The 19,475-nt window shown below is 72.2% G+C and carries 16 protein-coding genes and 3 pseudogenes; 8 read left to right on the top strand and 11 right to left on the bottom strand.

What is annotated here, in order from left to right; translation table 11 throughout:
- Positions 1-98 precede the first annotated feature (98 nt).
- The 4 genes from AB0G02_RS12480 to AB0G02_RS12465 are packed head-to-tail and all read right to left on the bottom strand — an operon-like array spanning position 99 to position 3,680.
- Complete coding sequence (locus AB0G02_RS12480) at positions 99-1,304, bottom strand: glycosyltransferase (RefSeq protein ID WP_360793023.1); 1,206 nt, start codon at positions 1,302-1,304, stop codon at positions 99-101.
- Positions 1,301-2,179 carry a glycosyltransferase gene (locus AB0G02_RS12475; RefSeq protein ID WP_360793021.1) on the bottom strand — a complete coding sequence of 293 codons (879 nt, stop codon included), beginning with the start codon at positions 2,177-2,179 and terminating at the stop codon, positions 1,301-1,303. The genes AB0G02_RS12480 and AB0G02_RS12475 overlap by 4 nt, the downstream gene beginning before the upstream one ends.
- The gene (locus tag AB0G02_RS12470; protein WP_360793019.1) at positions 2,176-3,168 is read right to left on the bottom strand and encodes a glycosyltransferase family 9 protein; all 993 of its coding nucleotides are present in this window, start codon (positions 3,166-3,168) and stop codon (positions 2,176-2,178) included. The genes AB0G02_RS12475 and AB0G02_RS12470 overlap by 4 nt, the downstream gene beginning before the upstream one ends.
- Entirely contained in the window at positions 3,165-3,680 is a 516-nt protein-coding gene (locus AB0G02_RS12465) for an HAD family hydrolase (RefSeq protein ID WP_360793017.1), read from the bottom strand. The genes AB0G02_RS12470 and AB0G02_RS12465 overlap by 4 nt, the downstream gene beginning before the upstream one ends.
- A 158-nt stretch (positions 3,681-3,838) precedes the next feature.
- Here AB0G02_RS12465 and AB0G02_RS12460 point away from each other — a divergent pair.
- A pseudogene (locus AB0G02_RS12460) lies at positions 3,839-4,054 on the top strand (SRPBCC family protein); the annotation flags it as partial.
- 3 nt (positions 4,055-4,057) lie between these two features.
- Here AB0G02_RS12460 and AB0G02_RS12455 read toward each other — a convergent pair.
- The 5 genes and pseudogenes from AB0G02_RS12455 to AB0G02_RS12435 all read right to left on the bottom strand — a co-directional run.
- Positions 4,058-4,915: pseudogene (locus AB0G02_RS12455) on the bottom strand (ABC transporter substrate-binding protein); the annotation flags it as partial.
- Between the two features lie 19 nt (positions 4,916-4,934).
- Positions 4,935-5,960 (bottom strand): ABC transporter permease, encoded by a 1,026-nt coding sequence (locus tag AB0G02_RS12450; protein ID WP_360793015.1) that lies wholly within the window; start codon positions 5,958-5,960, stop codon positions 4,935-4,937.
- Positions 5,957-6,718, bottom strand: coding sequence for an ATP-binding cassette domain-containing protein (locus AB0G02_RS12445; RefSeq protein ID WP_360793013.1), 762 nt, complete (start codon positions 6,716-6,718; stop codon positions 5,957-5,959). The genes AB0G02_RS12450 and AB0G02_RS12445 overlap by 4 nt, the downstream gene beginning before the upstream one ends.
- A 4-nt stretch (positions 6,719-6,722) precedes the next feature.
- On the bottom strand, positions 6,723-7,733 hold the full coding sequence (locus AB0G02_RS12440) for a class I mannose-6-phosphate isomerase (RefSeq protein WP_360793011.1): 1,011 nt from the start codon (positions 7,731-7,733) through the stop codon (positions 6,723-6,725).
- The gene (locus AB0G02_RS12435) at positions 7,730-8,713 is read right to left on the bottom strand and encodes a LacI family DNA-binding transcriptional regulator (protein ID WP_360793025.1); all 984 of its coding nucleotides are present in this window, start codon (positions 8,711-8,713) and stop codon (positions 7,730-7,732) included. Before AB0G02_RS12435 ends, AB0G02_RS12440 begins: the two co-directional genes overlap by 4 nt.
- 166 nt (positions 8,714-8,879) lie before the next feature.
- Here AB0G02_RS12435 and AB0G02_RS12430 point away from each other — a divergent pair, with 166 nt between their 5' ends.
- From AB0G02_RS12430 to AB0G02_RS12410, 5 genes are all read left to right on the top strand, one after another.
- A complete protein-coding gene (locus AB0G02_RS12430) occupies positions 8,880-12,194 on the top strand; it encodes a GH92 family glycosyl hydrolase (protein ID WP_360793009.1) in 3,315 nt (1,104 codons plus the stop codon).
- Positions 12,195-12,198: 4 nt separating this feature from the next.
- Positions 12,199-14,439: a GH92 family glycosyl hydrolase gene (locus tag AB0G02_RS12425; protein WP_360793007.1), complete on the top strand. Its 2,241-nt coding sequence runs from the start codon at positions 12,199-12,201 to the stop codon at positions 14,437-14,439.
- A 117-nt stretch (positions 14,440-14,556) separates the two neighbouring features.
- The gene (locus AB0G02_RS12420) at positions 14,557-15,471 is read left to right on the top strand and encodes an ABC transporter ATP-binding protein (protein ID WP_360793005.1); all 915 of its coding nucleotides are present in this window, start codon (positions 14,557-14,559) and stop codon (positions 15,469-15,471) included.
- The gene (locus AB0G02_RS12415) at positions 15,468-16,511 is read left to right on the top strand and encodes an ABC transporter permease (RefSeq protein WP_360793003.1); all 1,044 of its coding nucleotides are present in this window, start codon (positions 15,468-15,470) and stop codon (positions 16,509-16,511) included. The genes AB0G02_RS12420 and AB0G02_RS12415 overlap by 4 nt, the downstream gene beginning before the upstream one ends.
- Before the next feature lie 277 nt (positions 16,512-16,788).
- Complete coding sequence (locus tag AB0G02_RS12410; protein ID WP_360793001.1) at positions 16,789-17,103, top strand: DUF3817 domain-containing protein; 315 nt, start codon at positions 16,789-16,791, stop codon at positions 17,101-17,103.
- Here AB0G02_RS12410 and AB0G02_RS12405 read toward each other — a convergent pair.
- A complete protein-coding gene (locus AB0G02_RS12405) occupies positions 17,085-18,119 on the bottom strand; it encodes a phosphotransferase (RefSeq protein ID WP_360792999.1) in 1,035 nt (344 codons plus the stop codon). The genes AB0G02_RS12410 and AB0G02_RS12405 overlap by 19 nt on opposite strands.
- Positions 18,120-18,182: 63 nt before the next feature.
- Positions 18,183-18,686, bottom strand: coding sequence for a MarR family transcriptional regulator (locus tag AB0G02_RS12400; protein WP_123745807.1), 504 nt, complete (start codon positions 18,684-18,686; stop codon positions 18,183-18,185).
- A 41-nt stretch (positions 18,687-18,727) separates the two neighbouring features.
- Between AB0G02_RS12400 and AB0G02_RS12395 the strand changes: the two genes are divergently transcribed.
- Both AB0G02_RS12395 and AB0G02_RS12390 read left to right on the top strand, forming a co-directional pair.
- Positions 18,728-19,030, top strand: a complete 303-nt coding sequence (locus AB0G02_RS12395; protein WP_360792997.1) for an MTH1187 family thiamine-binding protein — start codon at positions 18,728-18,730, stop codon at positions 19,028-19,030.
- 36 nt (positions 19,031-19,066) lie between these two features.
- Positions 19,067-19,475 (top strand): annotated as a pseudogene (locus AB0G02_RS12390) (hypothetical protein); the annotation flags it as partial.

Raw genomic sequence — 19,475 nt, 5'->3', positions numbered from 1 at the left:
CCTGCGGGCCAGCACACCGCCCCAGCGGGTCAGGCGCGGCGCTTGCGCGCGGAGCCCGGCCAGCGACTGTGCCAGCCCGTTCAGGTGGTCGTCGACGGTCATCTGGTGCCTCCCACGGCCACGGCCTGTCCCACGGTGACGCGCTCGTAGACGCGTTCGGTGTCCTCAGCGATCCGGTCCCACGTGTAGCGCACGCCGACCCGGTCCAGGCCGGCCATGCCGCACGCCTCCCGGCGGGAGTCGTCGGCCAGCAGCGAGTGCAGCCCCCGGGCCAGCGCGGCCGGGTCGCGCGGCGGCACGAGCACGCCGGTGACGCCGTGCACGACGGTGTCGATCAGGCCGCCGACGGCGCTTGCCACCACCGGCACGCCGCAGGCCATGGCCTCCAGCGGCACGATGCCGAACGGCTCGTACCAGGGCACGCACGCCACCACGTCGGCCGAGCGCAGCAACGCGGGCATCGCGTCGCGCGACACCTGCCCCGCCAGCCACAGCCGGTTGCGCACGCCGAGGCGCTCGGCGTGGGCGGCCAGCCGCCGCGCCTCCGGGTCGGTGTCGACCTCCACCGGGCCGCCCGCGATGACCAGCTCCGCGTCCGGCAGCGAGCGCAACGCGGTGATCAGGTCCTGGAAGCCCTTGCGCGGCACGAGCCGGCCGACGGAGACGATGCGGTGCGGGTAGCGGCGGCGGTCGGTGGGGCCCTCCGGTCGGAACCGCGTGGGGTCCACGCCGCACGGCACCACGGAGATCCGCGACCGCTGCACGCCCATGCGCATCAGCTCGGTCACCTCGTCACCGCACGTCGCGGCGATCCGGTCGACCTCGCGCCCGAGCATCCGCTCGATGCCGATCCGCTCGGCCGGGCTGGTGTCGTCCGCGCCCTGGTGGTGCCGCTTCACCGTGCCGAGGGCGTGGTAGGTGTGCACGACGGGCACGCCGACCTTGCGGGCGGCCAGCACCGCGGCCAGGCCGGACATCCAGAAGTGCGAGTGCACGACGTCGGGCCGCTCGTCGTACCACTGCTGCTCCAGGAACCGGGCGAAGTCGCCCATGTGCGGCAGCAGGTGGTCCTTGGGCATCGCCTGCGCCGGGCCGGCGGGCACGTGCACGACGTCGTAGCCCTGCTCGGTGCGCACCCGGTCGGGCAGCTCGGGGTCGTCGCGGCGGGTGTAGACCACCACGTCGTGCCCGAGTGCGCCCAGCGCCGCCGACAAGGCCGCGACGTGGACGTTCTGCCCACCCGCGTCGACACCGCCCAGCACGGCCAGCGGGCTGGCGTGCTCGGACACCATCGCGATCCTCATCGGTTCACTCCTGTCAGCAACCGGTCCCAATTACGCAGGAAGGCGTCGAGCCCGTACCTGGCCAGGGCGAACTCCCTGGCGTGCTTGCCCTTCTGCTTGGCCAGCGCGGGGTCCGCGACCAGCTCGGACACGGCCCGCACCAGGTCGTCCACGTCGGTGGACACCACGCCGGCCTCCGGCGGCACCGCGCGCACCACCTCCGTGCACGCCAGCGCCACGACCGGCATCCCCAGGTGCATCGCCTCGATCAGCGACAGCCCCAGCGACGTCCACCGCACGGGGTGCACGTAGACGCGGCGCTGCGCCAGTTCGCGGTGCAGCGACGTCAGGTCGTGGTCGCCGCGGCCCATCCCGCCCAGCTTCTCGGTCTTCATGCCGTAGACGTCCAGCGGCGCCGCCTCGGCGAACCGCGGCAGCAGGTCCGTGCCGACCGCCCGGCCGCGCCGGACCGGGTCGTTCACCACGACCGCGGCGCGGGGCAGCTCACCGGTGTAGAGCGGGCCCGGGTCGACCACGCCGTGCTCGATGACCACCGTGCGGGCCGTGCCGCAGTCCCACATCAGCTCGTTGAAGTGCGTGACGTGCACGATCGTGCCGGGCCAGTCCTTGAGCGGGTGCGCCTGGTTGGGGTACTTGGGGGTGTTGTGCTCCAGGTACACCACCGGGACGCCGCTCGGCACCCGACCGACCTCCTCGGGCCGTTGCAGCACCGCGATGTCGGCGTCCACTTCGGACGGACGAACCTCGCGGGCGGCGGGCCAGTCGCGGCCGGCCAGGCCGATCCCGTCGGGCGGACCGGCGATGAGGTACTCGTGCCCGCCCCGGACGAACGAGTTCGTCCACGAACCGTGCACGTGCCACAGCAGGATCTTCACGTTCGCACCCCCACGAGGTCGGCTACGGCGGTGACGACCCGGTCGGGCGTCACCCGGTCGAGGCACGGGTGGCCGGGCACCGGGCACTCGCGCACCCGGGAGCCCCGGCACGGGGCGTTCTGGTCGCCCAGCAGCACGTGCCGCCCGTACGGCGCCCACCGGACGGCGGGCACGACGGGGGAGAACAAGGACACGACCGGCGTGCCGACCGCGGCGGCGAGGTGCGCCGGTCCGGTGTTGCCCACCACCACGGCGTCCGCGCGGGCCAGCAGCCCGGCCAGTTCGGCGAACGTCGTCCGGCCGCCGAGGTCGACGCCGTGCGTGCCGGCGACGTGCCTGGTCAGCTCGGTCTCGTTCGGCCCGCCGGTGACCAGGACGCGGTGACCGGCCTCGACGAGCGCCGTCACGGCCTCGGCGCAGCGGTCGGGCGACCACGCGCGGGCGGGCACCGACGCGCCGGGGTGCAGGACCACGTACGGCCCGAGCTCGTCCGGCTCCGGCGGCGGGGTGATCGCCAGGCGTCCGTCGTCGCCGGGCGGCAGCTCGAACCCGGCGGCCCGTGCGACCTGGAGCGCGCGCTCGGCCTCCGGGATGTCCGGGTCGTCGCGCAGCCGCACGTCCACCAGCGAGCCGGGGTAGTCGATCGACCGGGCGACGACCTTCGGCACGCCGGCGAGCTTGAGCAGCAGCGCCATCGGCAGGGGGCTCTGGTGGAACGACGTGAGGACCAGTGCCACGTCCGCGCGGACGCCCTTGAGCAGGGCGACGATCCCCTCGACGTCCGGGTTGCGGACCTCCGGCGCGGGGTTCGCGATCCACGGGCAGTCCCACCGCACGACCCGCTGCACGCCGGGCAGCAACGCCGCTGCCTGCGCCCCGGAATGCCCGCACAGCAGCACGACCTCGCCCGCGTGCGCGGCGGCGCGGACCGCCGGACCGGCGAGCAGCACGTCGCCGTCGCTGTCGAGCCTGACCACGAGTGTCCTCATAGGACCATCGCCAAGGCCGACCTGAGGTCGGGTGCCGTGTACGGGGCGCGGTCGACCTCGTCGGGCAGGGTGACCGGCGTCGGCACGAGGACGGGGACGACACCGGCCGCGAGCGCGGCCTTGACGTCCGCTTCGATGTCACCGATGAAGTAGGTGCGCTCGGGGCGCGCGCCGAGTTCCTCGCACGCGCGCAGGATCATGGTGGGCGACGGCTTGCGGCACTCGCACCCGTCGTCGGGGTGGTGCGGGCACACCTGCCACGTGCCGAACCGGCCCAGCAGCACCTCGACCCTGGCGTTCACCGCGTCCACCTGCGCGCGGGTGAGCAGGCCCCGGCCGATCCCGGACTGGTTCGTCACCACGCCCGTGCGCACCCCGTGGGCGCGCAACCGGAGCAGGACGTCGTGCGCGCCGGGCATCGGCTCGACCCGGTCGGGGTCGCCGTTGTAGGGCACGTCGGTGATGAGCGTGCCGTCGCGATCGAAGAGAACCGCGTCGGGGTACTGGTCCACAGAGGAGAGTTAGCCGGTGAGAAGTGAAGCAAACACTTCTCGACGAAGCGCTACTGTCCGTCACCCCCATCACCACCGGGTTGGTGGACATGTGTGTGGGACGCGCCGAGACGGGTATCCAAGTGTCGAACTCGATTCCCGAGGAGAGGTTGTTTGCAGTGACGACGATCGAGAAGTCCGTGGACGTCGAGGTCCCGGTCACGACCGCGTACAACCAGTGGACGCAGTTCGAGTCGTTCCCGCGGTTCATGGAGGGTGTCGAGCAGATCACCCAGGTGACGCCCACCAGGACCCACTGGGTCACCAAGATCGGTGGTGTCACGAGGGAGTTCGACGCCGAGATCACCGAGCAGCACCCCGACGAGCGAGTCGCCTGCCTGCGCGATCAGCGCCTGCACCGCGCCGCCCCGCAGGTCCTCGACCTGCTTGGGCGAGGCGTCGAAGCCGACCAGGTTCACCGCGCCCGTCCGGCCGGCGTTGCGCAACCCGGTCGCCGCGCCCTCGCCGGTGTTGAGGTTCGTGGCGAACACGCCGATCAGGTCGGGGTTGGCGGCCAATGTGGCGGTCACCTTCGACGCCGCCTGGTCCGGCTCGTTGTCGGTGTACTGCTGCCCCACGTACTTCAGGTTCGGGTGGTTCCTGATCTCGTCCTCGAACCCGGCGGCCCGCGCGTCGGTGGTCGACGTGCCCGCCTTGGTGTTGAGCACGAGCACCGAACCGGGCTTGTCACCGACCAGCTCGGCCAGCGTCCGGGCCGCCAGCCGCCCGCCCTGCTCGTTGTCCGACGAGATGGTCGACGTCGCGATCGAGGTGTCCTCCAGCTTGGTGTCCACCTCCACGACCTTGATCCCGGCGTCCTTGAGCTGCCGCATCGGACCGGCCATGGCCTTGTCGTCGGTCGGCGCGATGAGCACCGCGCCGGGCTTGTTCGCCAGCACCCCCGTCACGATGGGGGTCTGCAACGTGGCCTCGAACTTCGCCGGCGCCTGCACGTCGACCTGGTAGCCCGCCGCGGTCGCCGCCTCCCGGAAACCGCACTCCATGGAGATGTAGAAGGGCTCGGCGGCCACACCGGGGATCAGCACCATCTTCTTCGCGTCACCCGTGCCGCCCGTGTCACCGATCTGCCCACCGCCGCCGCAGGCCGTGAGCAGCAGAGCGGTCCCTAAGAGAGCCCCTGAGGCAAGGGCGACCGTCCTCCGCCTGGTTGTCGGCTTTGCCGACGGTGTCGACATGTTCTCCCTCTCCCGTGCTTCACCGTTTGTCGCGCGCCTTCCGCCGTGACTGGTCGAACCACACGGCGGCCACCAGGACCAGCGCCACCGCGATCGGCTGCCAGTACACGTTGACCCCGACGATCACGAAACCCTTGCGCAGCACGGCCGGGATGAACACCCCGAGCACCGTGCCCACGACCGACCCCGCGCCGCCGAACAGGCTCGTGCCGCCGAGCACCACGGCGGCGATGGCGTTGAGGTTGTCCGTGTCGTGCCCGGTGACCGACGCGACCCGGAAGTAGGCCAGCGCCATGAACCCCGCCAGGCCCGCCAGCACGCCCGCCAGCAGGTACACGCCCACCAGGTGCCGGGTCACCGGGATGCCCGCCCGCCTGGCCGCCTCCTCGTTGGAGCCGATGGCGTAGGTGTGCCGGCCGAACACCGTCGTGCCCAGCACCAGCGCGCCCACCGCCGTCACCGCCGCCGCCAGCAGCACCAGGTTCGGCACGCCGAACCACGTGCCGGTGCCCAGGCCGTCGCCCAGCACGTCCGGCACGCCGGCCACGTTCGACCCGTTGGACAGCAGCTGGCCCGCGCCCAGCGCCGCGCCGAACGACCCCAGCGTCACGATCAGCGGCGGGATGCCGGTGCGGGCGATCAGCAGGCCGTTCACCAGGCCCCACGCCGCCCCGGACACGAGGGCGACGAGCAGGCCGACGAGCACCACGCCCCACCCGGCGGTGGTCGCGTCACCGCCGTGCAGGGCGTTCATCGTCATGGCGGACGTGACGCCGGAGAACACCAGCACCGACCCGACGGACAGGTCGATCCCGGCGGTCACGATCACGAAGGTCATGCCGACCGACAGCACCAGCAGCACCGACGTCTCGACCAACGTCGTCTGCAACGTGAACACGGTCAGCACCGCGTCCGGCCGCAACGCGCCGAACACCGCGATCAGCACCAGCAGCACCACCGCGATCCACAGCGTGTTCGCGCCGAACAACCGCCGCAGCGGCGCGCGTCGCTTCTCCGCGGGTGGCTTCCGGGGTGCGGTCGTCACGCGTCCTCCTGCGACAACGCGCCGGTCATCGCGCCGACCAGCTCCTCGACCGTGGTGGACGCCGCGTCGAACCGGGCCACCCGCCGACCGAGCCGCAGCACCTCGACCCGGTCCGCCACGGCCAGCACCTCGGGCATGTTGTGGCTGATCAGCACCACCGCCATGCCCTGATCGCGCACCCGGCGGATCACGTCGAGCACGCGTTCGCGCTGCACCACGCCCAACGCCGCGGTCGGCTCGTCCATGAACACCAACCGGCTCGCCCACACCACCGACCGGGCCACCGCGACGCTCTGCCGCTGACCACCGGACAGCGCGCCGATCGGCACGTCCACGTCCGGCAACGACACCCCGAGGTCGCGGAACGACTCCACGGCCCGCCGCCGCATCTCCCGCTTGTCCAGCACGCCCAGCCGGCCGAGCAGCCCGGAGCGGCGCAGCTCCCGGCCGAGGAACAGGTTCGCCGCCGGGTCGAGGTCCGGCGCCACCGCCAGGTCCTGGTAGACGGTCTCGACGCCCAGCGCCCGCGCCGACACCGGCGAGACCAGGGTGACCGGCGAGCCGTCGAACAGGATCGTCCCCGAGTCCGGTTGCTCGACCCCGGACAGGCACTTCACCAGCGTCGACTTGCCCGCGCCGTTGTCACCGACGAGCGCGACGACCTCGCCCGCGTGCGCGGTGAACGAGGCGCCGCGCAACGCCTCCACGTTCCCGTAGTGCTTCACCAACTCCCGTGCGTCCAGCAGGGGTAAACCCATGTACTCAGCTCCCGAGGCTCGACACCAGTGGCGGCCTGCACCGGATGGCGACCACGTCCCCGGTCACCACGACCTCACCCGCCGCGTGCGGCACCACCACCGTGCTGCCCCGGTGCACCGCGAGGGGGCCCAGCGTGCCCGCGCCTTCGAGCACCACGAACACGCCGAACGAGGGCTCCAGCGCCGCCCGGCCGGACACGTGCAGCCGGTCGGCGCGGAAGAACGGGTCGGCCTGGGCGTCGAACAGGGCGACCGACCCACCGGTCAGCGCCTGCGTCCGCCGCACCAGCTCGTCGGGCGACTGGGCCCGGCGCTCCAGGCAGTCCAGCGCCTTGTCGTAGCCCAGCCCGAGGTGCCCGGCCTCGGGGTCGGCCAGGAACCCCTGCCACTCCAACGTGATCGAGAAGTCCGTCGGCTGCTGGAGCTCGACGATGAACACGCCCTCACCGATCGCGTGCGGCACGCCCGCGGGCACGAACACCGTGTCGCCGGGCGAGACCGCGACCGGGTTCAGCGCGCCGAGCATGGCCTCCGAGTCCTGGGTGGACACCCACTCGGCGGCGACGGCGGCGGGCACGTCCTCGCGGAACCCGATGTACACCGTCGGGGCGGGGCCGGTCGTGCCGATGACGACCCACGCCTCGGTCTTGCCGTGCCGGCAGCCCAGGTGCGTGGACGCGAACGCGTCCGACGGGTGGTAGTGCACGGGCAGCCGCTGCCCGGCGTCGAGCAGCTTCACCAGCAGCGCGGTGTCCGCGCCGAACTCCGCCGCGTGCTCGGAGCCCAACCAGGACACCGGGTCGGCCGCCACCGCGTCGCGCAGCCACCGCCCGTCCGGCAGGCGGGACAGCCCGGTCTCGTCCTTGCCGAACTGCGCGGTGGTCGACGCGACCCAGTCCTCCGGGCCGCTGTCGGCCTCGTCCTGGCTCCGGAACGCCGCGATGGCCGCACCGCCCCGGTAGAACTGCCGGGGCTGGTTGGCCTCCAGCGTGATCGGCTGGGTGTCGGAACTCATGCGGGTACCTCTCCTGATCCACGGGCCACCAACCGGACCGGCAGGACCACTCGGCGCGGCGGGGAGCCGTCGCCGTCCAGCCGGGCGAAGAGCAGGTCCGCCGCTGCCTTGCCGAGCGCGCTCGCGTCGTGCGCGATCACGGTCACCGGCGGCGACAGCAGGTCGGCCAGCTCGAAGTCGTCGAAGCCCACGAGGGCGGGGCGCTCGGTGCTGCCGGCCAGCGCGCGCACCGCGTGCACGGTGATCCGGTTGTTGCCGGTCACCACCGCGGTCGCCGGGTCGGCGGCGTTGCGCAGGCCCTGCAACGCCTTGCGCACCGATTCCTCGTCGTGCGGCCCCATGACCACCAGCGGCTCGTGGTAGCCGATGCCGGCTCGGACGCAGCCCTCGCGGTAGCCGCGCAGGCGTTCGTTGGCGGTGAAGATGTCCGGCGCGTCCCCGAGGAACGCGATCCGCCGGTGCCCGAACGACGCCAGGTGCGCGACCGCCTCGGCGGTGCCGCCGATGTTGTCCACGAGCACGGTGTCGGCCACGACGTCACCGGCGGGCCGGTCCAGGAACACCACGGGCGTGCCCGCGCGCATCTCCGGCACCAGGTACCCGTGCTGCAACCCGGCGGGCACGATCAGCAGCCCGTCCACCCGCCGCGAGCAGAACTCCAGCGACAGCTCCCGCTCCCGCGCCGGGTCCTCGTCGGACGAGCCGGTGATGACCTGCCGCCCGCGCAGCCGCGCGATCTCCTCGACCGCGCGCGTGACACCGGAGTAGAAGGGGTTGCCGACGTCCTCCAGCACCAGGCCGACGGTGCCCGTGGACGAGCCGCGCCGCAGGTTGCGGGCGCTGAGGTTGCGCCGGAAGCCGAGCTGGTCGATCGCCGCGAGCACCCGCTCGGCCGTGGCCGGGTGCACGCCCGCCTCGTCGTTCACCACGCGCGAGACGGTCTTGATGCTGACGCCCGCCAGCCGCGCCACGTCGTTCATCGTGGCACGCCGCACCTTGCGGGCGCCTGCCGCGCCGTTCGGGGACAACGTTGTCATAGTGCGCGAATCACACACCCCGTGTTCGCGTCTGTCAACGTCCCGCCCTGTCTCGAACCGGACAACACTCGGCGGCGGGGTTGACGACACCCCCACACTCTCCGCAAGTATGCGATTACGGGCAGTTCGTGGACAGCGTTGTCGACACGTCGGCGGAGCCGACGACCGGACCCGGGAGGCGCTCGTGCGGAGAACACTGGCTCTTGCGGCGGCGGTGGCGCTCACGGCGGTGCTGCCGGCGGCGCTCTCGGTGGTCCACCCGACCGCCGCGCAGGCGCAGGAGGACGACCTGGCCCGGTGGGTGAACCCGTTCGTCGGCACGAAACCCGGTGGGCCCGACCACGGCACCGGCGGCGGCGCGGGCAACAACTTCCCCGGCGCGGACGTGCCGTTCGGCATGGTGCAGTGGAGCCCGGACACGGTCACCCGCCAGCACGGCGGCTACGCCTACGAGGACGACCGGATCAGGGGTTTCAGCCTCACGCACCTGTCCGGCGCGGGCTGCTCGACCTACCAGGACATCCCGATCATGCCGTTCGCCGGCGAGGTCACCACGTCCCCGGCGGCCGACCCCGACCGGTACGTGTCGACGTTCTCGCACGACGACGAGACCGCCACCCCCGGCTACTACGGGGTGAAGCTCGACAGCGGGACGCAGGTGGAGCTGACCGTCACGCAGCGCACCGGCGTCGGCCGGTTCGCCTACCCGGGCGGGCGGACGTCGACCTTGCTGGTGAACACCTCCGGCTCGATCTCGGGGACGGACGACGCCGAGGTCACCATCGGCGCGGACACCATCAGCGGTTGGGCGACCAGCGGCCGGTTCTGCGGCGCGGACCACCGCTACCGGGTGTACTTCCACGCCCGGTTCGACCAGCCGTTCGCGTCGATCGGCACCTGGAAGAACGGCGCGGTCACGCCCGGCCGGTCGTCCGAGCGCGGCGGTTCGGGCATCCGCGAAGGCCTCGGTGACGCGCCGAAGACCCTGGAGGCGCAGGACGACCACGAGGTCGCGACCGAGGACACCACCGTGTCGGGTCCGGGTTCCGGCGGCTGGGTGACGTTCGACGACCCGGACGTGACCATGCGCGTCGGCCTGTCGTTCGTCTCGGTCGACGGCGCGAAGAAGAACCTGGAGGCCGAGAACACCGGCAGGTCGTTCGACGCCGTGCACGACGCCGCGCGCCAGGCGTGGAACGACCGGCTCGGCCAGGTGCAGGTCACCGGTGGCACGGACGCGCAGCGGACCACGTTCTACACCGCGCTGTACCACTCGTTGTTGCAGCCCAACGTCTTCTCCGACGCCGACGGCCGCTACCCGGGCTTCGACGGGCGCGTCCACACCGCCGAGCGGGGCCACGCCGTCCACACCAACTTCTCCGGCTGGGACGTCTACCGCTCGGAGATGCAGCTGCTGTCGTTGCTCGCGCCGAAGGAAGCGTCGGACATGGTGCGCTCGATGGTGGCGTTCGCCGAGCAGGGCGGCTCGTGGGACCGCTGGACGGTGGCCAACGGCTACACCGGCGTGATGGTCGGTGACCCGTACCACGTGATGGTGGCGAGCGCGTACGCGTTCGGGGCGAAGGACTTCGACGCGCGGAAGGCGCTGCTGCTGATGCTGCGCGGCGCGACCCAACCCACCCAGGGCTACGAGGAACGGCCGGGCCTGACGGAGTACATGGACCTCGGGTACGTGCCGGTGGGGGCCCACGACGTGTGGGGAGCGCCCGCGACGACCCTGGAGTACACGTCGGCGGACTTCGCCATCGCGGACCTCGCCCGCAGGCTCGGTGACGGCGCGACCTGGCAGGCGTTCATGAAGCGCGCCCAGTACTGGCAGAACCTCTTCAACCCGGCCACCGGCTACCTCCAGCCCCGCAACCGGGACGGCTCGTTCGTGGAGCCGTTCACGCCCGGCAGCCCGGACAACTGGGTGGAGGGCAACGCCGCCCAGTACACCTGGATGGTCCCGTACGACGTGCGCGGCCTGTTCACCGCGATGGGCGGCGACGCCAAGGCCCGCGACCGGCTGGACACGTTCTTCACCAAGCTGAACGCCGGTCCGGACGAGCCGTACGCGTTCCTCGGCAACGAGCCGATCATGCACTCCCTGTGGCTGTACGACTGGGCGGGTGCGCCCGCGAAGACCCAGGCCGTGACGCGGCGCGCGGTGACCGAGCTGTTCGGCCCCGGCCCGGACGGGCTGATGGGCAACGACGACCTCGGCCAGATGTCGTCCTGGTACGTGTGGGCGGCGCTCGGCATGTACCCGGCCATCCCCGGCCGGGCCGAGCTGGTGCTCAACAGCCCGCTGTTCAGCGAGGTCACCATCACCCGGCCGAACGGTGCGCCGATCGTGGTCAAGTCGTCCGGCAGCGGCACCTACGTGTCGGGGGTCGAGCTGAACGGCCGCGCGCAGAGCCGCACCTGGCTGCCGGAGTCGTTCGCGACCAACGGCGGCACGGTGGAGTTCGCCCTGTCGGAGACGCCCACCACCTGGGGCACGGGTCCGGCCGACGCGCCGCCGTCGTTCCGGGACGGCGAGGTCGGGCAGCAGGCGTACGTGGAACCGGGTCGGCTGGTGCTGCCCGCGGGCAGCAGCGGCACGGTGACCATCGGCGCGCAGGACTTCTCCGGCAACGGCGGCAAGGTGTCGTGGACCGCGCAGCCGCCCGCCGGCATCACCCTCACCCCGGCGTCCGGCCAGGTGACGGTCCCGCCGGGGGAGAAGGCGGGCGTCCCGGTCACCGTCGCGGTCGCGGCGGACGCGGCCGAGCAGACCCTCCGCGTGCCGCTGACGTTCTCCAACGGCCAGCGGTCCACCGTCGCGGTGCTCGTGGCGGACCCCGGCAGCCTGCGGGCGGCGTTCGACAACGTCGGCACGTCACCGGACGACGACCAGGCGGTCGGCAACTTCGACGGCGGCGGGTGGAGCTACTCGCGGGACGCGCTGGCCGAGGTAGGCGTGACCCCCGGCGGCACGGTCACCTCCGACGGCCTGACCTACACCTGGCCGACGTCGCCGGTCGGGGAGGCGGACAACGTCAACGCCTCCGGCGAGACGGTGACGGTCGCCGCGCCCGCCGGTGCGGCCAAGCTCGGGCTGCTGGGCAGCGCGGCGAGCGGCAAGGCGTCCGGCACGCTCACCGTCACCTACACCGACGGCTCCACGCAGACCGCCGAGATCGGGTTCTCCGACTGGGCGCTGGGCGGCGCGGCGAACCTGCCGCCGTCGTTCGACAACCGCGTCGTGGCGACCACGCCCTACCGGAACAACTCCAGCGGCGAGCCGCAGGACCTGAAGGTGTACGTCTTCGCCACCGCTCCCATCGCCTTGCGGGCCGACAAGCAGGTCCGCTCGGTGACGCTGCCCGCGTCGGTGACCGGCGGCGCGCTCCACGTGTTCGCCATCGCGGTAGCGTGAGGCGATGACCAGCCCTGACCCGGTCGAGTCGGTGGACACGTTCATCGGCACGAAGGACGACGGGAACACGTTCCCGGGCGCGTCGGCGCCGTTCGGCATGGCCCACTCCAGCCCGATCGGCTCGCACTACGCGGGCTACCGGTACGACGACCCGGTGATCCGCGGGTTCGGGCACTTCTTCCTGTCCGGCGCAGGGTGCTGGGAGCAGGGCGGGCTGGTGTCGATCCTGCCCACGACCGGTCTGCCGGGCAGCTTCGACCACCGCCGGTACGGCGCCGCCTACGCGCACGACGGCGAGGTGGGCCGGCCCGGCTACTACCGCGTGCGCCTGGACTCCGGCATCACGGTCGAGTCGACGGCGACGACCCGGACCGGCGTGGAGCGGTTCTCGTTCCCGCCCGGGGCGACGCCGCACGTGCTGGTGAACGTCGGCCAGGCGAACGACAAGGAACCGGTGTTCGCGAGCAGCGTGCGGGTCGTGGACGACCGGACGCTGGCCGGGACCGTCGTGTCGCAGGCGTTCTGCGGCGGCAAGCCGTACACCACGTACTTCACCACGACGTTCGACCGGCCGTTCGCGGCCACCGGCAACTGGGGCGGCGCGGACGGCGGCGAGGGGCTGCGCGGCCAGTGGGTGCGGTTCACCGAGGGCCCGGTCACCGCGGTCACCGCGCTCTCGCACGTGGACGCGGAAGGCGCGGCGAAGAACCTGGGCGAGGCCGGGGGCCGGTCGTTCGACGAGCTGCGCGCGGCGGCGCAGGAGATGTGGCGGCGGGAGCTGTCGAGCGTCGAGACGTCCGCGGAGGGCGAAGACCGCACGGTCTTCTACACCGCGCTGTACCACGTGCTCCTGCAGCCGTTGACGGGCAACGACGTGGACGGCCGGTACCGCGGGTTCGACGACCGGGTGCACGTGGCCGACGGCTGGACCTACCACGAGTACTTCTCCCTCTGGGACACCTACCGGGCGCAGAACCAGTTGCTCGCGCTGCTGCGGCCGTCGCGGGCCCGGGACATCGCGCGGTCGTTGCTGGCGATCCACGAGCAGGGCGGCTGGCTGCCCCGCTGGGCGTACGCCAACCAGGAGACCAACACCATGACCGGTGACCCGGTCACGCCGTTCCTGGTCGACCTGTGGCGGTTCGGCGCGCTGGAGGGCTTCGAGGAGCAGGCCTACCGGGCGTTGTGGTCGAACGCCACCGGCGTGCCGCCCACGTCGTCCCCGTTCGAGGGCCGGGCCGGCAACCCGTCCTACCTGCGCGCCGGATTCGTCCAGTACGACAAGGACTTCCGCAAGAAGGGCCAGGACGTCGACCCGCACCACGGCGCTTCGGCGACGTTGGAGTACGCGCTGGCGGACTCCTCGCTGTCGATCATGGCGCGCGAGCTCGGGCACGACGACGACGCGGAGGTGCTGCGCCGCCGCGGGCTGAACTACCGGGTGCTGTGGGACGACGCGGTGTCCGACCGCGGCTTCACCGGCTTCCCCCGGCCGAAGCTGCGCACCGGCGAGTGGCTGACGCCGTTCACGCCGCAGGGCCCGGACGGCTTCCACGAGGGCACGGCCTGGCAGTACCAGTGGCTGGTGCAGCAGGACGTGCCCGGCCTGGTGGCCCGGCTCGGCGGCCGTGGGGCGGCACTCGCCCGGCTGGACGACTTCTTCGCCTACCCCGACCTGGTGGCCGACCCGGCGGAGGCGGTCCGCGAGAAGTGGGTCGTCGGGCCGTACGACTACTACAACCAGTTCCGGTACAACCCCAACAACGAGCCGGACCTGCACGTGCCGTGGATGTACGCGCTCGTGGGGCAGCCGTGGAAGACCTCCGCGGTGGTGCGGGCGGCGCAGACGCTGTTCGTGGCCGCGCCGAACGGCGTGACCGGCAACGACGACCTGGGCCAGATGTCGGCGTGGTACGTGCTCAGCGCGCTCGGCCTGTACCCGGTGGCGCCGGGCACCGGGGACTTCGTGCTGAACGCGCCGAGGTTCGAGCGCGCCGTCGTCCACCTGGAGGACGGCCGTGACATCACCGTCACCGCGGCCGGCGCTGACCCGTCCCGGCTCCAGTACACCCGGTCGCTCACCGTGGACGGGGAGCCACTGGACCGCGCGTACCTCGACCACCGGTCGCTCCGGCGGGGCGCGCACCTCGACCACGTCCTCACGACCGACCCCGCGGAGGCGACGTGGGCCACCGCCGCCGAGTCCGCCCCACCGTCGATCTGCACAGGTGAGCACGTCTCGTGATCGGTAGCGCGCGCAGAGCTACCGAAGTGACCACCCAAGGTCTCGATCCCGGTTTTCTTCCGTCGCGATCGGACTGAAGCGGTACTCCCGGCACAACGCCCGCACTACTGTCCGGCCATGACTGGGGCACGCATACCCGCCGTCGTGGTGGCCGACATCAGGAAGAACTACGGCGAGCTGAAGGCGGTGGACGGCGTCTCGTTCACCGTCGCCGAGGGCGAGTTCTTCGGCATCCTGGGGCCGAACGGCGCGGGCAAGACCACCACGCTGGAGATCGTCGAGGGGCTGCGCAAGCCCGACGGCGGCCAGGTGACGCTGCTCGGCGAGCAGCCGTGGCCGCGCAACCCGAAGCTGCTGCCCCGCATCGGCGTGCAGCTGCAGGCGTCCAGCTTCTTCGAGAAGCTGACCGCCCGCGAACAGCTCCAGACGTTCGGCTCCCTGTACGGCGTGAGCCGGCGCCGGGCCGACGACATGCTGGAACTGGTGGGCCTGGCCGACAAGGCCGACGTGGCGGAGAACAAGCTCTCCGGCGGCCAGCGGCAGCGGCTGTCCATCGCGTGCGCCCTCGTCCACGACCCCGACATCGTCTTCCTCGACGAGCCGACCGCCGCGCTGGACCCCCAGGCCCGCCGCAACCTGTGGGACGTGCTGCGCGCGATCCAGGCCCGGGGCAAGACCATCGTCTACACCACGCACTACCTCGACGAAGCCGAGATCCTGTGCGACCGGGTCGCGATCATGGACCGGGGGCGGATCCTCGCCATGGACGCGCCCGCGACGCTCGTGCGCGGCCTCGACGCGCCCACGCACGTGGTGCTGCAGAAGGGGTTGCTGACGCGTGAGGCGGCGCGCGGCATCACCGGTGTCGAGGACGCGCGGGAGGACGAGGTCTCGCTGACCATCTCCACCCGCAAGCCCGCGCCGGTGCTCTCGGCCCTGGCCGAGCGCGGCACCCTGGACGGGCTCCAGGTGCGCACCGCCACGTTGGAGGACGTGTTCCTCGAACTGACCGGACGGGAGTACCGGGCATGACCGCGTTCCGGAGCCTGTCGACCGCCATGGTCAAGGGCTTCCTGCGGGACCGGATGACGTTGTTCTTCGTCTTCCTGTTCCCGCTGATGTTCCTGGTCGTGTTCGGGCTGCTGCTGGGCGACTCGGGCAGCGACAAGACCAAGATCGCGGCGGTGGGCGACGGGCCCGTGCTGTCGGCGTTGGAGCAGACCGGCGCGATCGAGCTGGAGAAGCACGGCGACGAGGCGAGCGCGCGGCAGAAGGTGCACGACGGCGACCTGCCCGCGGCCGTGGTCGTGGACGGCGACCGGGTCGGCCTGATCTACGCGGCCAGCGACCAGGTCGCGGCGGGCACCGTGATCGGCATCGTGTCCGGCGTGGTCGACAAGATCAACCTGAGCGCGGCGGCCGTGACGCCGAAGTTCACGCTGGACGCCGACTCGGTCGAGGACGCCTCGCTCAAGCCGATCCAGTACCTCACGCCGGGCATCCTGTCGTGGGCCATCTCGATCTCGGGTGTGTTCGGCGCGGCGCTGACCATGGTGTCGTGGCGGAAGAAGCAGGTGCTGCGGCGGATCCGGCTGGCGCCGGTGAGCGCGACGACGGTGCTCACGTCCCGGGTGCTGGTGAGCGTCGGCACGGCGCTGGCGCAGGGCGTGGTGTTCGTGGCGGTGGCGCTGCTGCCCGTGTTCGGCCTGCGGTTGACCGGTCAGTGGTACCTGGCGCTGCCGCTGCTCGTGCTGGGCACGACGGCGTTCTTCGCGATCGGGATGCTCGTCGGCGCGTTCTGCAAGACGGAGGAGGCGGCGTCGGGGGCGGCGAACATCATCATCCTGCCGATGGCGTTCCTGTCCGGCACGTTCTTCCCGGTCGAGAACGCGCCGGGGTGGCTGCAGGCGGTGTCGAACGTCTTCCCGTTGCGCCACATGAACGACGGCATGCTGGACGTCCTGGTGCGCGGCAAGGGCGTCGAGGCCCTGCTGGTCCCGTCGGCCGTCCTGATCGCCTTCACCCTGGTCGTGGGCACCATCGCCGCCCGCCTCTTCCGCTGGGAAGACTGACCGCGAGAGTCCTACGTTCAGCCGCCGAGAGTCCTACGTTCGCAGCGCGAGAGTCCTACGTTCACGACACCTGAGTTCAACGCTCAGCTACTCCGGTGCGCAACCGGCCGCGCCTCCGGGCGTGCTGAGCGTTGAACTCAGGGTCTCTGAACGTAGGACTCTCGCGCCGTGGACGTAGGACTCTCGCGTTCTGGAGGTAGGACTCTCGGCGCGTGAACGTAGGACTCTCGCTGGGGGTGGGGGTGGGGTGAGGAGGGTCACTGGCCACAATGGGGGCATGGTTAGCAGCGCTGTTGGTCGGTTCCGGTTGCTCGCCCTGGCCGAGGCGGTGTCGTGGGCCGGTCTGCTGATCGGCATGGTGTTCAAGTACCTGGTGGTCGGCAACGAGATCGGCGTGAAGGTCTTCGGCCCGGTCCACGGCGCGATCTTCGTCGGCTACCTCCTGGTCACCTTGATGCTGGCGCACCGCTGGGACCGCAGGACGCTCGTCCTCGCGCTGGTCGCGAGCATCCCGCCGTTCGGCACGGTGGTGTTCGAGCGCTGGGCCGCCCGCACCGGACGCCTGGACGAGGCTCAGACCGCCAACGACTGAGCGCGCGCCAGCTCCGCCTCCGGGTCACCGAGGTGGTACACGCGTTCGCTCGGCTCGATGTTGTCCAGGAACTCCTGGTACACCAGCGCACCGACGAGGTGTGACGCCGGCCGGGCGTGCCGCAGCGCGCTCGCCGGATCGCTGGACGGGCGGTGGCGCAGCCACGCGTCCACCCACACCCGCTCGATCGCCGGCCGCGACTCCGGCGCGACGAACCCGATCAGCCGCGCCGCGTCCAACGCCGGGTGACCCCAGTGCGCGTCACCCCAGTCGAGCACGACCCCGCCGGAACGCCAGTTGCCGGGGTGGAAGTCGCCGTGCAGCACCGTGTCCGGCAGCCCGAAGTCCGGCACCCGCACCCCGCGCACCCGCAACCGCGGCTCACCGGCCAACGCCGCCTGCACCGCCACCCACCGCGGCACGATCCGCTCGACCACGTCGGCGTCCGGCTGCCAGCAGTCCACACCGGACGCCTCCGCCAGCAGCACCCGACCCGGCTCCGCCGCCACCAACCCCGGGGCCAACGACGGGTCGACCGACGCCACCAGCCCGATCACCGCACCCTCGTCGGCCATGAACGGCGGCGTCGCCTTCGCCCACACGGCCCCGCCCGCCGTCGGCAGCCGGTACAGGCACGACAGGTTCCACGTCTTCACCTGCACGGGCGGCCCGGTCACGTCGACGTGCCGCCGGGCCCACTCCACCAGCGCCGCCGGCCCACCGGGACGCGCCCACGGCAGCCGCAGCGGGTGGTCCGGGAACGAACGCCCCTCCGCCCGGGAGAGCCCGCGACCGGGCACGCGGTCGGCCTCCACCTGGTAGGTCACCACGCCACCGCTCGCACCCTCACCGGTGGCGGTGACCAGCCGCAACACGCTCGTCGTCACGCCCAGCACCCGGTCCAGGTGCGCGGTCACCGGCTCGACGTCGCTCCACCACGGGCTGTCCACGGTGAACGGCTCGGCCGCGCCCGCGTACCGCCCGCCGACCGTCACCAGGGCCCTGATCTCCCGCACGCGTGCAGGGTGACCGCCGGCCACCGGGCCTGTCGAGCGGATTTCCGCCCCCTGGGGACGGGCTCAGTCCTCGAAGTCCCCGACCGCGCGGCGGACCTTCGCCAGCAGGTCGGTCAGCTGCTCGGTCTGCCGGTCGGTCAGCCCGCGCAGGCCGAACTCGACGGCCGTGACCGCCTCCGTGGCGGCCTCGCGCCGGGCGTGCCCGGCCTCGGTGATCTCCACCAGCGTGGTGCGGCGGTCGGTGGGGTGGGGGTTGCGGCGCACGAGCCCGTCGGCTTCCAACCGGTCCACGATGTTCGTGACGCTCGTCGGGTGCAGTTGCAGGCGTTCGCCCATGACCCGCATCGGCAGGCTGCCCGTGCGGGCGAACGTCAGCAGCACCAGCGCCTCGAACCGCGCGAACGTCAGCCCGTGCGGCTTGAGGGCGGCGTCCACGGCGGACTGGATGATCTGCTGTACTCGCATGACGCTCGTGACCGCCGCCATCGCCGTCGACGGTCCGATCCGCTTCTCCCACAGCTCGGCGGCGCGCGCGATGGGGTCGAACGGCAGCGGCTGGGACGTCATGCCGCGAAGCTACCAGTGGGTACCCGAACCAGGAGGCAGCAGTGCTCGTCGCGTTCAGCGTCAGCCCGCTCGGCGGGGAGTCTGACGGGGTGGCCGAGGCCGTCGCCCAAGCCGTCCGGGTGGTCCGCGAGTCGGGCCTGCCCAACGAGACCAACGCCATGTTCACGCTGGTCGAGGGCGAGTGGGACGAGGTCATGGCGGTGGTGAAGAAGGCGACGGAGGCCGTCCAGGCCACCGCGCCGCGGGTCAGCCTCGTGCTCAAGGCGGACATCCGGCCGGGCTGGACGGGCCAGCTCACGGCCAAGGTGGAGCGGCTCGAACAGCACCTCGACGACGGCGCGTGAGTGCAAGTAGTAGGACGTCCTACTAAATTGGTGGTCATGGAGCCGAGAGACCTGTGGGTGCGGTTCGAGACGTACCACGACGTCACGTACTTCTCGCCGGAGTCGCGCGCGGTCACCGACGCGCTCGGCTGCAAGGGCGGCTGGATGGGCTACTTCGGCCAGCGCGCGGCACCCCTGGGCGCGGCGCCACCGGAGGTCGTGACGGCCGCGTTCTTCAACTTCCACCCCCGCATGGTGGCCCGCGCGCTGCCCGACGCGTGGGACGTCGCCGGTCCCGCCCGGTTCCTCCAGGCCAGGTTGGAGGGCGTGGACGGGGCCCTGCGGCGGATGCTGGAGAGCCTGGACGTCGTCGAAGCCGCCGAGCTGGCCGGGCAGGCCGCCGAGGCGGCTCCGACGGCGGGCCGGGTGCTGGCCGCGGCGCGTCGCCGGACCTGTTCCTGCTGGC

It is taken from the genome of Actinosynnema sp. NPDC023658 (assembly GCF_040639995.1).
In the GTDB taxonomy this organism is placed as follows: Bacteria; Actinomycetota; Actinomycetes; order Mycobacteriales; family Pseudonocardiaceae; genus Actinosynnema.
This window is presented reverse-complemented; position numbering and strand designations above follow the sequence as displayed.

Bases quoted from the DNA above. Each gene is read 5' to 3' on its own strand.
- AB0G02_RS12480 (WP_360793023.1), bottom strand. From the start codon at position 1,304: ATGAGGATCGCGATGGTGTCCGAGCACGCCAGCCCGCTGGCCGTGCTG.
- AB0G02_RS12470 (WP_360793019.1), bottom strand. From the start codon at position 3,168: ATGAGGACACTCGTGGTCAGGCTCGACAGCGACGGCGACGTGCTGCTC.
- AB0G02_RS12445 (WP_360793013.1), bottom strand. From the start codon at position 6,718: ATGGGTTTACCCCTGCTGGACGCACGGGAGTTGGTGAAGCACTACGGG.
- AB0G02_RS12440 (WP_360793011.1), bottom strand. From the start codon at position 7,733: ATGAGTTCCGACACCCAGCCGATCACGCTGGAGGCCAACCAGCCCCGG.
- AB0G02_RS12435 (WP_360793025.1), bottom strand. From the start codon at position 8,713: ATGAACGACGTGGCGCGGCTGGCGGGCGTCAGCATCAAGACCGTCTCG.
- AB0G02_RS12430 (WP_360793009.1), top strand. From the start codon at position 8,880: ATGCGATTACGGGCAGTTCGTGGACAGCGTTGTCGACACGTCGGCGGA.
- AB0G02_RS12425 (WP_360793007.1), top strand. From the start codon at position 12,199: ATGACCAGCCCTGACCCGGTCGAGTCGGTGGACACGTTCATCGGCACG.
- AB0G02_RS12420 (WP_360793005.1), top strand. From the start codon at position 14,557: ATGACTGGGGCACGCATACCCGCCGTCGTGGTGGCCGACATCAGGAAG.
- AB0G02_RS12415 (WP_360793003.1), top strand. From the start codon at position 15,468: ATGACCGCGTTCCGGAGCCTGTCGACCGCCATGGTCAAGGGCTTCCTG.
- AB0G02_RS12410 (WP_360793001.1), top strand. From the start codon at position 16,789: ATGGTTAGCAGCGCTGTTGGTCGGTTCCGGTTGCTCGCCCTGGCCGAG.
- AB0G02_RS12400 (WP_123745807.1), bottom strand. From the start codon at position 18,686: ATGACGTCCCAGCCGCTGCCGTTCGACCCCATCGCGCGCGCCGCCGAG.